Source organism: Pseudomonas sp. 14P_8.1_Bac3, from assembly GCF_025466085.1.
GTDB lineage: Bacteria > Pseudomonadota > Gammaproteobacteria > Pseudomonadales > Pseudomonadaceae > Aquipseudomonas.
Window position 1 is genome coordinate 286,424 of the sequence record NZ_JANLOD010000048.1, and the last position, 12,222, is coordinate 298,645.

Annotated in this window: 12 protein-coding genes; 7 read left to right on the forward strand and 5 right to left on the reverse strand. The window is 61.1% G+C overall.

The features are described 5' to 3' along the window. Positions 1 to 64: 64 nt before the first annotated feature. The 5 genes from NTD84_RS14050 to NTD84_RS14070 form a co-directional block, all read right to left on the reverse strand. Complete coding sequence (locus NTD84_RS14050) at positions 65 to 844, reverse strand: amino acid ABC transporter ATP-binding protein (protein ID WP_262166438.1); 780 nt, start codon at positions 842 to 844, stop codon at positions 65 to 67. A gap of 1 nt (position 845) precedes the next feature. Then, positions 846 to 1,613: an amino acid ABC transporter permease gene (locus NTD84_RS14055; RefSeq protein WP_262166439.1), complete on the reverse strand. Its 768-nt coding sequence runs from the start codon at positions 1,611 to 1,613 to the stop codon at positions 846 to 848. Between the two features lie 11 nt (positions 1,614 to 1,624). Continuing rightward, the gene (locus NTD84_RS14060) at positions 1,625 to 2,431 is read right to left on the reverse strand and encodes an ABC transporter substrate-binding protein (protein WP_262166440.1); all 807 of its coding nucleotides are present in this window, start codon (positions 2,429 to 2,431) and stop codon (positions 1,625 to 1,627) included. A gap of 129 nt (positions 2,432 to 2,560) precedes the next feature. Continuing rightward, positions 2,561 to 3,229 carry a GntR family transcriptional regulator gene (locus NTD84_RS14065; RefSeq protein ID WP_262166441.1) on the reverse strand — a complete coding sequence of 223 codons (669 nt, stop codon included), beginning with the start codon at positions 3,227 to 3,229 and terminating at the stop codon, positions 2,561 to 2,563. A gap of 216 nt (positions 3,230 to 3,445) precedes the next feature. Further along, the gene (locus NTD84_RS14070) at positions 3,446 to 4,342 is read right to left on the reverse strand and encodes a helix-turn-helix domain-containing protein (RefSeq protein WP_262166444.1); all 897 of its coding nucleotides are present in this window, start codon (positions 4,340 to 4,342) and stop codon (positions 3,446 to 3,448) included. 161 nt (positions 4,343 to 4,503) lie between these two features. Between NTD84_RS14070 and NTD84_RS14075 the strand changes: the two genes are divergently transcribed. From NTD84_RS14075 to NTD84_RS14105, 7 genes are all read left to right on the forward strand, one after another. Beyond that, the gene (locus NTD84_RS14075) at positions 4,504 to 5,862 is read left to right on the forward strand and encodes a glutamine synthetase family protein (RefSeq protein WP_262166447.1); all 1,359 of its coding nucleotides are present in this window, start codon (positions 4,504 to 4,506) and stop codon (positions 5,860 to 5,862) included. A gap of 172 nt (positions 5,863 to 6,034) precedes the next feature. Further along, positions 6,035 to 7,123: a polyamine ABC transporter substrate-binding protein gene (locus NTD84_RS14080; RefSeq protein WP_262166450.1), complete on the forward strand. Its 1,089-nt coding sequence runs from the start codon at positions 6,035 to 6,037 to the stop codon at positions 7,121 to 7,123. Then, positions 7,120 to 8,421: an NAD(P)/FAD-dependent oxidoreductase gene (locus NTD84_RS14085; protein ID WP_262166453.1), complete on the forward strand. Its 1,302-nt coding sequence runs from the start codon at positions 7,120 to 7,122 to the stop codon at positions 8,419 to 8,421. Before NTD84_RS14080 ends, NTD84_RS14085 begins: the two co-directional genes overlap by 4 nt. 231 nt (positions 8,422 to 8,652) lie before the next feature. Next, positions 8,653 to 9,249, forward strand: coding sequence for a paraquat-inducible protein A (locus tag NTD84_RS14090; RefSeq protein WP_262166455.1), 597 nt, complete (start codon positions 8,653 to 8,655; stop codon positions 9,247 to 9,249). Continuing rightward, complete coding sequence (locus NTD84_RS14095; protein WP_262166457.1) at positions 9,246 to 9,896, forward strand: paraquat-inducible protein A; 651 nt, start codon at positions 9,246 to 9,248, stop codon at positions 9,894 to 9,896. Before NTD84_RS14090 ends, NTD84_RS14095 begins: the two co-directional genes overlap by 4 nt. Beyond that, positions 9,877 to 11,532 (forward strand): intermembrane transport protein PqiB, encoded by a 1,656-nt coding sequence (locus NTD84_RS14100; RefSeq protein ID WP_262166459.1) that lies wholly within the window; start codon positions 9,877 to 9,879, stop codon positions 11,530 to 11,532. Before NTD84_RS14095 ends, NTD84_RS14100 begins: the two co-directional genes overlap by 20 nt. Positions 11,533 to 11,549: 17 nt before the next feature. Then, positions 11,550 to 12,107: a membrane integrity-associated transporter subunit PqiC gene (locus NTD84_RS14105; RefSeq protein ID WP_262166461.1), complete on the forward strand. Its 558-nt coding sequence runs from the start codon at positions 11,550 to 11,552 to the stop codon at positions 12,105 to 12,107. The last annotated feature ends 115 nt before the right edge of the window (positions 12,108 to 12,222 follow it).

Here is a 12,222-nt window from a genome sequence, read left to right on the forward strand (position 1 = left end):
TCGCCGCACAATTCAGGGGCGCTTTCGCCAGCAAGCCGGCGCCTACAGAACGTGTTCACAACGCTCACAACACCCGGCTGAGAAACGCGCGGGTACGGGCGTGCTTGGGCTGGCTGAAGATCTGTTCCGGCGGGCCTTGCTCGATCAACTCGCCTTGATCGAGCACCACCACGCGGTCCGCCACCTCACGGGCAAAGCCCATCTCGTGGGTAACCACGACCATGGTCATGCCCTCCTCCGCCAGCTCCTTCATGACGTGCAGCACTTCGCCCACTGTCTCCGGGTCCAGCGCACTGGTGGGTTCGTCGAACAACATCGCCTGGGGCTTCATCGCCAAGGCGCGGGCGATGGCCACCCGTTGCTGCTGGCCACCGGACAACATCGACGGATAGTGGTCGGCCTTTTCCGCCAGCCCTACGCGCTTGAGCAGCGCTCTCGCCTGCTCCACTGCCGCCGCGCGTGCCACACCGAGCACCTGGATCGGCGCCTCGATGATGTTTTCCAGTGCGGTCATGTGCGGGAACAGGTTGAAGCGCTGGAACACCATGCCGATGTCCCGGCGCTGGCGAGCGATGTTGCGTTCCGAATCCTTCACCAGCTTGCCGTTGGCTTTAGTGCGATAGCCCATCGGCTGGCCACTGACGCGGATCTGCCCGGACTGGATGTCTTCCAGCAGATTGATGCAGCGAATGAACGTGGTTTTGCCCGAACCGGACGCACCGATCAGCACCACCACTTCACCGCGTCGCACTTGCAGCGAGATGCCCTTGAGAATCTCCAGGTCGCCGAAGGATTTGTGAATATCCAGCGCTTCGATGACCAGTTCTTCACTCATGTGCGCCATTTCAACGCCCCCTCAGCAGTTTCATGGTAGTGCGCCCGAACAGGCGGCTGGCGGCGGGCGCAGGCCGGTCAGACTGGCCGAAGCGCGTTTCGAGCCAGCGCTGGAAAAAGCCCCAGAGCGTGGTCAAGGCGAGGAAGTAGATGGCAACCACCAGGTACAACTCGAACACGCGGAAGGTCGCGGAGGTGACCATTTGCGTGCTGAGCAGCAGTTCCTGCACGCCAATGACGCTGACCAGCGTGGTGTTTTTCAGCATCACGTTGAACTCGTTGCCCAGCGGCGGCACGATCACCCGGAACGCCTGAGGCAGCACAATGCGCCGCATCAATTTGGGGAAGGTCATGCCCAGGGAACGCCCGGCTTCGTACTGGCCCTTGTCGACCGCGCCGATACCGGCACGGATGATCTCGGCCATGTACGCGCCCTCGTTCAGGCCCAGGGCGATGATCGCTGCCTGGATATTGCCCGGCACAATGAACCAGCCGAGGTCGAGATCTTCGAAGCGGAAAATCCCTCCGGCCGCCAGCGCCGTGTACAGAAACACGATCTGCACCAGCAGCGGCGTGCCGCGCATCAGCCACACATAAAACCGCACCGGGTACTGCAACAGCGGGTTGCTCGACAGCTTCATCAACGCGGCAATCAATCCCAGCACGCAGCCAAGCAGCATTGCCGACACGCTGATCAGGCAGGTCAACCAAAGCCCGGTCAGGTACACATCGCTGGGTTGCAGCAGGTACTGCCAGAACACATCCCAATTGAAATTCATCGCATCCGCCCTCAGTCCAGTTTGTCGCTGTCGACATGCCATTTGCCCAAGAGCGCGGCGTAGCTGCCGTCGGCGCGCATGCCTTGCAGGACTTCGGTCAGGGCAGCGGTCAGCTGCGGATCGCTTTTACGCACGCCGAAACCGGTGAGGATGCGGTTGAACGCGGGCACTGCCGACTGGAACAGGTCTGGCGCCAGTTGTTGATAGTGCCCGGCGGATTCCACGGTGGTGCCGAACGCATCGACCTGGTTGATGCGCAGTGCCTGGAAGGCATCGGCGTCGACGTTGTAGACGACCAGTTTCATCGGCGCCTTGCCGGCTGCTTCGAGCTTTTCGTTTTCCTTGCCGAGCAGCATGCGGATGGTCGAACCGTTGCTGACCGCCACCTTGAGTCCGGACAGATCCTCCAAGGTATTCACCGATTTCGGATTGCCCTTGGGCACCACGATCGACTGACTGGAATACATGAAGTTGACAATATCGATCACCTCGCGGCGTTCGGGTTTGTCGAACAGCTGGTCTACGATCATGTCGCACTGTTGCGCGAGCAACGCCGGGATCAGCCCGGCGAACGGCGAGATCCGCCATTCGACTTTCTTGTCCCCCAGGCGCTGGGCAATCGCCTCGCCCATGTCGACCTGCAAGCCGACCGGCTTTTGCTTGAGGTCAAACGACACCAGCGGTGGCGAGTCCATGCCGGAGCAGTAGACGATTTTCTCGCTCTTGCTCAAACGCTCCGGCAATTCGGGGGTGGCGAAGGCCGACAGGGAACAGAGACTCAGGGTGACAACGGCAACTAACGCGCAAGACTTGGGCATGGCAAGACTCCAGGGTGTGCTGCAACGGATGTCCTTTGTAGGAGCCGGCTTGCCGGCGATAGCGGCTGACTGAGCGAGGCAAGGCTTGAGGCCCGATCGCCAGCAAGCCGGCTCCTACAAGGGTTCGGATTACTGGTGAGCTTCGAGAAACTGGATCAGGCGCGGGATGGTGCCTTCGATGTGCTCGCACACCACTTGCGCAGCTTTGTCCGGATCCCCGGAACGCAACGCGGCGACAATCGAGGCGTGTTCGTCCCGGGCGCTGCGGGGTTTGTCGGCGTGTTGCAGCCACAGGCGCATGTGCGGCTCGATCACCGAATACAGCGCGCTGATCTGGCGCATCAACCGCGGACGCTCACTGAGGCTGCACAGGTACTCATGGAAAGCCCGGTGGCGACTGACCCATTCGGCGCCGTCTTCGCGGAAGTCGTCCATGTCATCGAGCATCCGCTCCAGATGACTGAAGTGCCGCTCGGTCATCTTGGTCACGGCCACCCGGATCGCCAGGCCTTCAAGGGCGCTGCGCATCTCGAACACTTCGCGCATTTCGTCGATGTTCAGACCGCGCACGATGGCGCCGCGATTGGGCCGCAGCGTCACCAGGCCATCCGCATCCAGGCGCCGAAAGGCCTCGCGCACCGGCATCCGGCTCATGCCGATTTCACCGGCGATGTCCTCGGCAATCAGCCGCTCACCGGTGCGGTAACGTCCTTTGCAAATGGCTTCGAGCAGAAAGTTGTAAGCCTCCTCCTCAGCGGTGACGGGCTGACGCTCTGTGTAAACCGGGGCGAACTTCATGGGCGGCACCTTTTGTATTTTTGTATCCAATTATCCATGAAGCCAAAACAGCATATTGCGTGCCAGTTCACGCTGATTGGTTTTAGGTGATTGATTCGATTGGTTTATTGAGCGAGTGAAGATTTTTCAGCGTGTTTCTTTTGAGGCACGAGCGGGTTGAAATGCCCCAAGCCGTGGCGTGGTGCTACGGAAAAGTGCAGGCAAGTAACACAGACGCTAGCGCCTCAGGGTCTCACTGGGCAATTCTTTGAACAGCGCGCGGTAGCTGCTGGAGAACCGACCCAGATGCCAGAACGACCACTGCATCGCCACTTCAGCGACGGTGGTGTCCAGCGGCGAGCGGCTGAGCAGTTCGCGGTGGGCGCTGTTGAGGCGGCGCAGGCGCAGCCAGTGGGTGGGCGTCATGCCGGTGTAGGCCTTGAACGCATGCTGCAACTGACGCAGCGAAACCCCGGCGATTTGCGACAGCTCCATCAGGTTCAGGGTTTCTTCGGGGGAATCGGCGGCCCACTCACCGATGCGCTTCATCACCGCCCGTTCTTCGGTGCGGCGCTGCAAACCGCCGCGATCCAGGCAGACGCAGGCGTTGTCGAGGATGTACAGGCAGTCCTCCAGCAACTGTTGGGTCAACGCTTCTTTGCTCGGTGGGTCGAGGGTCTGCGCCAGGCGGGTCAGGGTCCCGCTCAGCCAGCGACAGAACAACGCGTTCTGCCCTGAATTGAGCGGCGCCATGAACAAGCCTTCCAGCCGGGCGACATTCAGGCCGTGGCGCTGGACGAAATCCGGCCCGAACACCACGGCGATTTCCTGGTAGTTCTCCGGCGTGATCCAGATGTTGCGGCTTTCTTCATTCAACACGTACAGCGCGTTATCGCTGCGATCGAAACAGAACGCCAGCGAGCCCTCCGGCGCGCTGAAATTCTGCTCGACCCGGGTGTTCATCTGTTCTTCGTAGATCTCGACACCTTGCAGGTCGAGGTAGCGCACGCGCCCGGCGAAATGACCCGGCGACATCTGCTGGTAATGCTGGACCCAACCAGGCGTGGCGCGGATTTGCTCGGCGACGTCGGCGGTGTCGAACGCTTGGACCTGTAACGGGTTGAACGTTGTCATGAGTGACCTTACGCACTCGTTTGGTGCGCTTTGGTGCTGCTGAAAGTGGATAGATGGAACCTCAAGGCTCGCCCAAGATAGTCGTCAACGCGTCTCAGGGGAAGTGTGTGGTGGATGAAACCACCCTCCCCGGCGTTAATAAAACCAATAACGAGGTCTTTATGAATGTCCCTTTCGATCAGCTGCTCACGTGGCTGAAAGATCACAAGATTACCGAAGTCGAGTGTGTCGTCAGCGACCTGACCGGCATTGCACGCGGCAAGATTGCACCCACCAACAAGTTCCTGCATGAGCGAGGCATGCGCCTGCCGGAAAGTGTGCTTCTGCAAACGGTAACCGGGGACTTTGTCGACGACGACATCTACTACGACCTCCTCGACCCGGCCGACATCGATATGGTGTGCAAGCCGGTGTCGGATGCGGTCTACGTGATTCCATGGGCCATCGAGCCGACCGCGATCGTGATCCACGACACCTTCGACAAGTTCGGCAACCCGATCGAGCTGTCGCCGCGCAACGTGCTGAAGAAAGTCCTGCAGCTGTACACCGACAAGGGCTGGAAGCCGATTGTTGCACCGGAAATGGAGTTCTACCTGACCCAGCGCTGCGAAGACCCGGACTTGCCGCTCAAGGCACCGCTGGGCCGTTCGGGCCGGGCGGAAAGCGGTCGGCAGTCGTTTTCCATCGACGCCGCCAACGAGTTCGATCCGCTGTTCGAAGACGTCTACGACTGGTGCGAACTGCAGGGCCTGGATCTCGACACGCTGATCCACGAAGACGGCCCGGCGCAGATGGAAATCAACTTCCGTCATGGCGACGCGCTGGACCTGGCCGACCAGATCACCGTGTTCAAGCGCACCATGCGCGAAGCGGCACTCAAGCACAACGTGGCGGCGACGTTCATGGCCAAGCCGATTGGCGACGAGCCGGGCAGCGCCATGCACATTCACCAGAGCGTGGTGGACATCGCCACCGGCAAGCCGATCTTCGCCGGCGACGACGGGCAAATGAGCGAGCTGTTCCTGCATTACATTGGCGGCCTGCAGAAATACATCCCGAAAGTACTGCCGATGTTCGCGCCCAACGTGAACTCGTTCCGCCGCTTTCTTCCGGACACCTCAGCACCGGTGAACGTCGAATGGGGCGAAGAAAACCGGACTGTCGGCCTGCGTGTGCCGACCTCCAGCCCTGAAGCGATGCGCGTGGAAAACCGCTTGCCGGGCGCCGACGCCAACCCGTACCTGGCGATCGCCGCCAGCCTGTTGTGCGGCTACCTCGGCATGGTCGAGGGCGTCGAGCCGAGCGCTGCAGTCCAGGGCCGCGCCTATGAACGACGCAACCTGCGCCTGCCCATCACGATCGAAGACGCGCTGACGCAGATGGAAGAATGCGAAACCATCGGGCGTTACCTGGGCAGCAAGTTCGTCCGGGGTTATGTCGCGGTCAAGCGTGCCGAGCACGAGAACTTCAAGCGGGTGATCAGTTCCTGGGAACGTGAGTTCCTGTTGCTGAGTGTCTAGCAAACCAACGCTCACATGAGACCGCTTCCCCCTGTGGGAGCGGGCTCGCTCGCGAAAGCGCCCTGTCAGCCAACGGTGATGTTGGATGGACTGGCCTCTTCGCGAGCAAGCCCGCTCCCACAAGGGAAAATGCAAGCGCCTGAGAAATCCAATAAATCCAAGAGGTGTCGATATGCGTCTATTGAAATCCGTGGTTCCGGCCGCGCTCGCAGTCCTGTTCAGCGCCGTTGCACACGCTCAACCCCAGGTCAGCGTCTACAACTGGACCGATTACATCGGCGAGACCACCCTCGCCGACTTCCAGGCGAAAACCGGGATCAAGGTGATCTACGACGTCTTCGATTCCAATGAAACCCTCGAAGGCAAACTGCTCGCCGGCCGCACCGGGTACGACGTGGTGGTGCCGTCCAACCACTTCCTCGCACGCCAGGTGAAGGCCGGCGCGTTCCTCAAGCTGGATCGCGCGCAACTTCCGAACTTCAAGAATCTCGATCCAAAACTGCTGGCGCTGCTGGAGAAGAACGATCCAAATAACGAGCACTCGGTGCCCTACCTGTGGGGCACCAACGGCATCGGTTACAACGTCGACAAGGTCAAGCAAGTGCTGGGCGTCGACCACATCGATTCCTGGGCCGTGCTGTTCGAACCGGAAAACATCAAGAAACTCAGCCAGTGCGGCGTGTCGATGATGGACTCGGCGGATGAAGTGTTCCCCGCCATCCTCAATTACATGGGCATGGACCCGCGCAGCGAAAACCCCGAAGACTTTAAAAAGGCCGAAGCCAAGTTGTTGAGCATCCGGCCTTACATCACCTATTTCCACTCGTCCAAGTACGTGTCGGATCTGGCCAACGGCGACATCTGCGTTGCGTTCGGTTACTCGGGCGACGTGTTCCAGGCCGCGAACCGCGCCAAAGAAGCCAAGAACGGCGTGAACATCGCCTACGCGATCCCGAAGGAAGGCAGTAATTTGTGGTTCGACCTGCTGGCGATTCCCGCCGATGCCAGTAACCCGAAAGAGGCCCACGCCTTCATCAATTACCTGCTCGACCCGCAAGTGATCGCCAAGGTCAGCGCCTCGGTCGGTTATGCCAACCCGAATCCGCCCGCCAAGCAATACATGGACGCCGAACTGGTGAACAACCCCGAGGTGTATCCGCCCCAGGCCGTGCTCGACAAGCTCTACATCTCCACCACCCCGCCCCAGTCGATCATGCGTCTGATGACCCGCTCCTGGAGCAAAGTGAAGTCCAACAAATGAATCAGTACAGCAATGAACATGCGCGGTCGTATTACGCCGCGTCCGCTCATGCCCTGGCGCCCTTCCCTGCGCTGTCCGAGGACCTCGTTGCCGATGTTTGCGTGATCGGCGGCGGGTTCACCGGGGTCAACACCGCCATCGAACTGGCACAGCGCGGGCTCTCGGTGATTCTGCTGGAGGCCCGGCGAATCGGCTGGGGCGCCAGCGGGCGCAACGGCGGGCAATTGATTCGCGGGATTGGCCACGACGTCAGCGGGTTTGCCAGGCATGTCGGCAACGAAGGTGTGCGTTACCTTGAGCGCGCGGGTGTGGAATCGGTGGCGCTGGTTGGCCAGCGTATTCGTGATAACGGCATCGAGTGCGACCTGCGCTGGGGTTTCTGCGAACTGGCCAATACCAAGGCCCAGTTCGCCGCGTTCAAGGATGAGCAGGAAGGTCTGGTTGAAGCCGGATACGCCCATGAAACCCGTCTGGTCGGGCCGGAGCAGATCCGCGAGCAGGTGGTGAACTCAGGCGTGTATGCCGGGGGGCTGGTGGACATGGGCTCCGGGCATCTGCACCCGTTGAACCTGGTGCTGGGGGAAGCACGCCTGGCACAAAGCCTGGGCGTGCAGATCTTCGAGCAGAGCCCGGTGCTGGAGCTGATCCATGGCAGCACCGTGCAGGTTCGCTGCGCCGCGGGCACGGTGCGCGCCGGCAGTCTGGTGCTGGCGTGCAATGCGCATCTGGATGAACTGGAACCGAAACTCAGCGGCAAAGTGCTGCCGGCGGGCAGCTACATCATTGCCACCGAGCCTTTGGCGCCGGAGGTAGCGGCGCAACTGATCCCGCAGAACCTGGCGTTGTGCGACCAGAAGGTCGGCCTGGATTACTACCGACTGTCGGCCGACCGCCGTTTGCTGTTCGGCGGCGCCTGCCACTATTCCGGGCGCGATCCGGCCGACATCAGCGCCTACATGCGCCCGCAGATGCTCAAGGTCTTCCCGCAATTGGCGGATGTGCGCATCGATTATCAATGGGGCGGCAAGATCGGCATCACCGCCAACCGTTTTCCGCAGGTCGGCCGCTTGCGCCAGCACCCGAACGTGTTTTACGCCCAGGGTTACTCCGGCCATGGCCTCAACGTGACCCATTGGTGCGCCAAACTCCTGGGTGAAGCGATTCATGCCGGGCACAGCCAGGGCTTCGACGTGTTCAGCGCCGTGCCGCACATGACCTTCCCCGGCGGCCCGATGCTGCGCTCTCCGCTGCTGGCACTCGGCATGTTCTGGTATCGACTGCGCGAAGTGCTCGGCTGACCACCCACTCGCTCACCGTGTCCTCCCTGTAGAAGCTGGCTTGCCGGCGATGGCGTCCTCACCCTGCCCGCCGGGCTTGAGGCCCGATCGCCGGCAAGCCGGCTCCTCCAGTGGCGGGATGTGCAGTCGCTGCTCCTATTGTCTCGACTCGCCTTTTAATTTGCTCAATCGCTAGGCACTTCTATATTGAGGAGGTGCTCTGACTTTCCTGTCTCCTGGCGAGTGCGGCCTGTGGCTACGACTGACCAACTGATTATCTGCGAGCACTGCGACTGTGTGTATGAAAAAGTCACGCTCGCGAAGCATCAGAAAACCCTCTGTACGCGCTGCGGCGGCGTGCTTCAGCGCTATAACGGCCTGACGGTGGAGCAGCGCCTGGCGCTGACGTTTACCGCGTTGATGCTGTGGGTGTTCGCCAATTTCTACCCGGTGATGAGCATCAGCCTCAAAGGCCTGAAAAACAGCGCGACGCTGTGGGATTCGGTGCTGGCCCTGAGCCTGGGTCCGATCACCTTCATTGCCCTGGTGGCGGCCATCGCCATGATCATCGCGCCGATTTTCCAGTTGCTGCTGTTGATCTGGGTCCTGAGCTACGCCCTCGCCTCCCGTCGCGCGCCGGGGTTCCGCTTCTGCATGCGCTGGCTGGAAACGCTGCGGCCCTGGAGCATGCTCGAAGTCTGCCTGCTGGGGGCAATGGTCGCGGTCATCAAGCTCGCAGGATTGCTCGACGTACTCCCCGGCATCGGCCTGTTCGCCCTGGCCGTTCTCAGCCTGATGATGATCCGCATTGCCGGGCGCGATATCCGTGATCTGTGGGACATTTTATGACCACGCCGCCGGTCGCCAGCGAACTCAACCTGTGCCTGTGCCACAGTTGCGGCCTAGCCTGTGACATGACCGGCGAACCCGACGAATGCGCGCGCTGCGGTGCGCCGCTGCACCGTCGCAAATCCAACGCACTGACCCGCACCTGGGCCTTCCTCCTCACGTCCCTGGTGTTCTACATCCCTGCCAACCTGCTACCGGTGATGAACACGAAAATGGTCGGCAACGGTGCCGACAGCACCATCATGAGCGGCGTGCTGGAGTTCTGGGAGGCCGGCGCCTGGGACATTGCCCTGATCATCTTTATCGCCAGCATCGCCGTGCCCGGCATCAAGTTCGTCGCCTTGACCCTATTGCTGGTGACCGTCCAGCGTGACAGCCAGTGGGCGCGCAAGGAACGCTCGAAAATGTACCGCTTCGTCGAACTCATCGGCTACTGGTCGATGCTCGATGTGATCGTGGTCGCGCTGGTGGCGTCGCTGGTGAAATTCCAGGCCCTGGCCGACATCGAACCGCGCCCGGGCATTCTGTTTTTTGGGCTGGTGGTAGTGTTCACCATGCTCTCGGCAATGAGTTTCGACCCGCGGCTGATCTGGGACACCAACCATTCGAACAACGAGGAGGTCATGGATGAAGTCGCAAGCCACTGACGGGCCGCAAACCCCTGGACAGGCCCCGATCAAGACCCGACGCTTCAGCGTGTCGCTGGTGTGGATCGTGCCGATCGTCGCGGTGCTGGTGGGCATTTCCCTGGTGGTGCACAGCGTCCTGCAGGAAGGCCCGACCATCACGGTGACCTTCAAGACCGGCAGCGGCCTGACCGCCAACAAAACCGAAGTCAAATACCGCAACGTGGTGATCGGCCATGTGTCCGACGTGGAGCTGAGCGACGACCAGAAGAGTGTCAACGCCACCATCAAATTGGCCAAGCAGGCGGAAAGCTTCACCCGTAAGGATTCGCAGTACTGGGTCGTCAGGCCGCGCATCGGTGCAGGCGGCGTGTCGGGCATCGATACCTTGCTCTCCGGCGACTACATCGGCGCCGATATTGGCCAGGACGACGCGCGCGCGAAGAACTTCACCGGCCTGGAAAACCCGCCGCCCATCACCTATGGCGAGCCGGGCAAGCGTTTCACCCTGCACAGCCAGGACCTGGGCTCGCTGGACATCGGCTCGCCGGTTTATTACCGCAAGATTCCGGTCGGCCAGGTGGTCGCCTATGCGCTGGACGCCGACGGCAAGGGCGTAAACATCGACGTGTTCATTCATGCGCCGAACGATGCCTACGTCACCGACAACACCCGCTTCTGGAACGCCAGCGGGATCGATGTGAATGTTGGCGCCAACGGCTTTGCGGTAAAGACTGAATCGTTGTCCTCCATCCTCGTCGGCGGCATTGCCTTCCGTGCGCCGGACTACAGCCCCGACGATGTGCCGGCCAACGAGGAAAAAGGCTTCGAGTTGTTCGAAGACCAGCAAACCGCCCTTGCCCCGCCCGCCGGCAAGGCGCAATACCTGAGTCTGCGTTTCGACCAGGCCTTGCGCGGGCTCAAGGTCGGCGCGCCGGTGGAATTCCTCGGGGTCGAGTTCGGCCGGGTGGTGTCGGTCAATCTGGATTTCGACGCGGTAAAACGCAGCTTTCCGGTCAACGTCGGCATCCTGATTTACCCGCAACGGCTGGGCCTGGCGCACACCAAAATGCTCAAAGCCCTGAATCATAATCCTGACGACGAAGCCGCCGGCGTTCGCCTGATCGGTTCGTTCATCGAAAACGGCCTGCGCGCCCAGGCCCGCAGCGGCAATCTGTTGACCGGCCAACTGTATATCGCGCTCGATTTCTACCCCAAAGCAGAGAAAGTCGCGTTCGACCCGAGCGCCCGTCCGGTCTCGATCCCGACGATTCCCGGCAGCCTCGAACAGTTGCAGGAAAAACTCGAAGGCATGGTCGACAAGATCAACCAACTGCCGATCGAGCGCATCGCCAGCAACCTCGACAGCAATCTGGTCGAGCTGCGCAAAGGCCTCACGCAATTCAACGCGAAGACCCTGCCCGGCGTGCAAACCACCCTGGCGGATGTCAGCAAGACCCTGCAATCGGCCAGTTCGACCCTCGCCGAAGACTCGCCGCAACGCGAGCAGTTGACCCAGACCCTGGACGAACTCGGGCGCATGTCGCGCTCCTTGCGTGAACTCTCGGATTACCTGGGCCGGCATCCGGAGTCGCTGATTCGCGGTCGCCCCGACAACGCTGCGCCACTGGACTTGAAGGGCCCACCGCGCAATTGATCACAGGAGCTGCACCGATGGTTGCTTCGATGAAGATAATGCTGGTCACTGCGCTGATGTTGCTCGTCGCCTGCCGCAGCGAGCCGATTCAATTCCACACCCTGACACCGGCGCAATTGAGCGGAACCCGTGGCGGGGGTGGCGAAATCCAGATTGAAGGCCTCAGCGTACCGCCCCAGGTCGATCGCCCGCAGATCGTCATCCGTCAGGGCAACAGCGGCCTGGCAATTCTGGAAACCCAATGGTGGGCAGCGAGCCTGGCGGATGAATTGCGCAGCGCATTGGTGGATCAACTGGCCAACGCCACACCGCAACGCAAAGTGTCGGTGCGCATCGACGTGCAGCGCTTCGATTCGATCCCCGGTCAATACGCGCTGATGGACGTCAAATGGCGCCTGCGCAGCGCCGGAGAAGGCGATAACGCGTTGATCAGTTGCCGCAGCACGTTGCAAACGCCCTCCGGCCCGTCCATCGACGATCTGGTCATTGCCCAGCAGAACAACGTCAAGCGCCTCGCAGCGTTGATCAGCCGTGCCGCGAGCGGAACGCAAAAAGGTTGCCCGGTGACGCCTTGAATTGACGTTTTTTTCTCATTCTGGTCCTTACATTTGGCGGCGCTTGAATCTGCTAATGATTCGTATTGACCCAAATTGATCGACGCCCCCTCTGGTCTGCCCGCGTCCACGATCA

What these genes read in the sequence shown, in the direction of transcription:
- NTD84_RS14070 (WP_262166444.1), bottom strand. Translation starts at nt 4,342, where the DNA reads ATGACAACGTTCAACCCGTTACAGGTCCAAGCGTTCGACACCGCCGAC.
- NTD84_RS14085 (WP_262166453.1), top strand. Translation starts at nt 7,120, where the DNA reads ATGAATCAGTACAGCAATGAACATGCGCGGTCGTATTACGCCGCGTCC.
- NTD84_RS14100 (WP_262166459.1), top strand. Translation starts at nt 9,877, where the DNA reads ATGAAGTCGCAAGCCACTGACGGGCCGCAAACCCCTGGACAGGCCCCG.
- NTD84_RS14075 (WP_262166447.1), top strand. Translation starts at nt 4,504, where the DNA reads ATGAATGTCCCTTTCGATCAGCTGCTCACGTGGCTGAAAGATCACAAG.
- NTD84_RS14050 (WP_262166438.1), bottom strand. Translation starts at nt 844, where the DNA reads ATGGCGCACATGAGTGAAGAACTGGTCATCGAAGCGCTGGATATTCAC.
- NTD84_RS14080 (WP_262166450.1), top strand. Translation starts at nt 6,035, where the DNA reads ATGCGTCTATTGAAATCCGTGGTTCCGGCCGCGCTCGCAGTCCTGTTC.
- NTD84_RS14065 (WP_262166441.1), bottom strand. Translation starts at nt 3,229, where the DNA reads ATGAAGTTCGCCCCGGTTTACACAGAGCGTCAGCCCGTCACCGCTGAG.
- NTD84_RS14095 (WP_262166457.1), top strand. Translation starts at nt 9,246, where the DNA reads ATGACCACGCCGCCGGTCGCCAGCGAACTCAACCTGTGCCTGTGCCAC.
- NTD84_RS14060 (WP_262166440.1), bottom strand. Translation starts at nt 2,431, where the DNA reads ATGCCCAAGTCTTGCGCGTTAGTTGCCGTTGTCACCCTGAGTCTCTGT.
- NTD84_RS14055 (WP_262166439.1), bottom strand. Translation starts at nt 1,613, where the DNA reads ATGAATTTCAATTGGGATGTGTTCTGGCAGTACCTGCTGCAACCCAGC.
- NTD84_RS14105 (WP_262166461.1), top strand. Translation starts at nt 11,550, where the DNA reads ATGGTTGCTTCGATGAAGATAATGCTGGTCACTGCGCTGATGTTGCTC.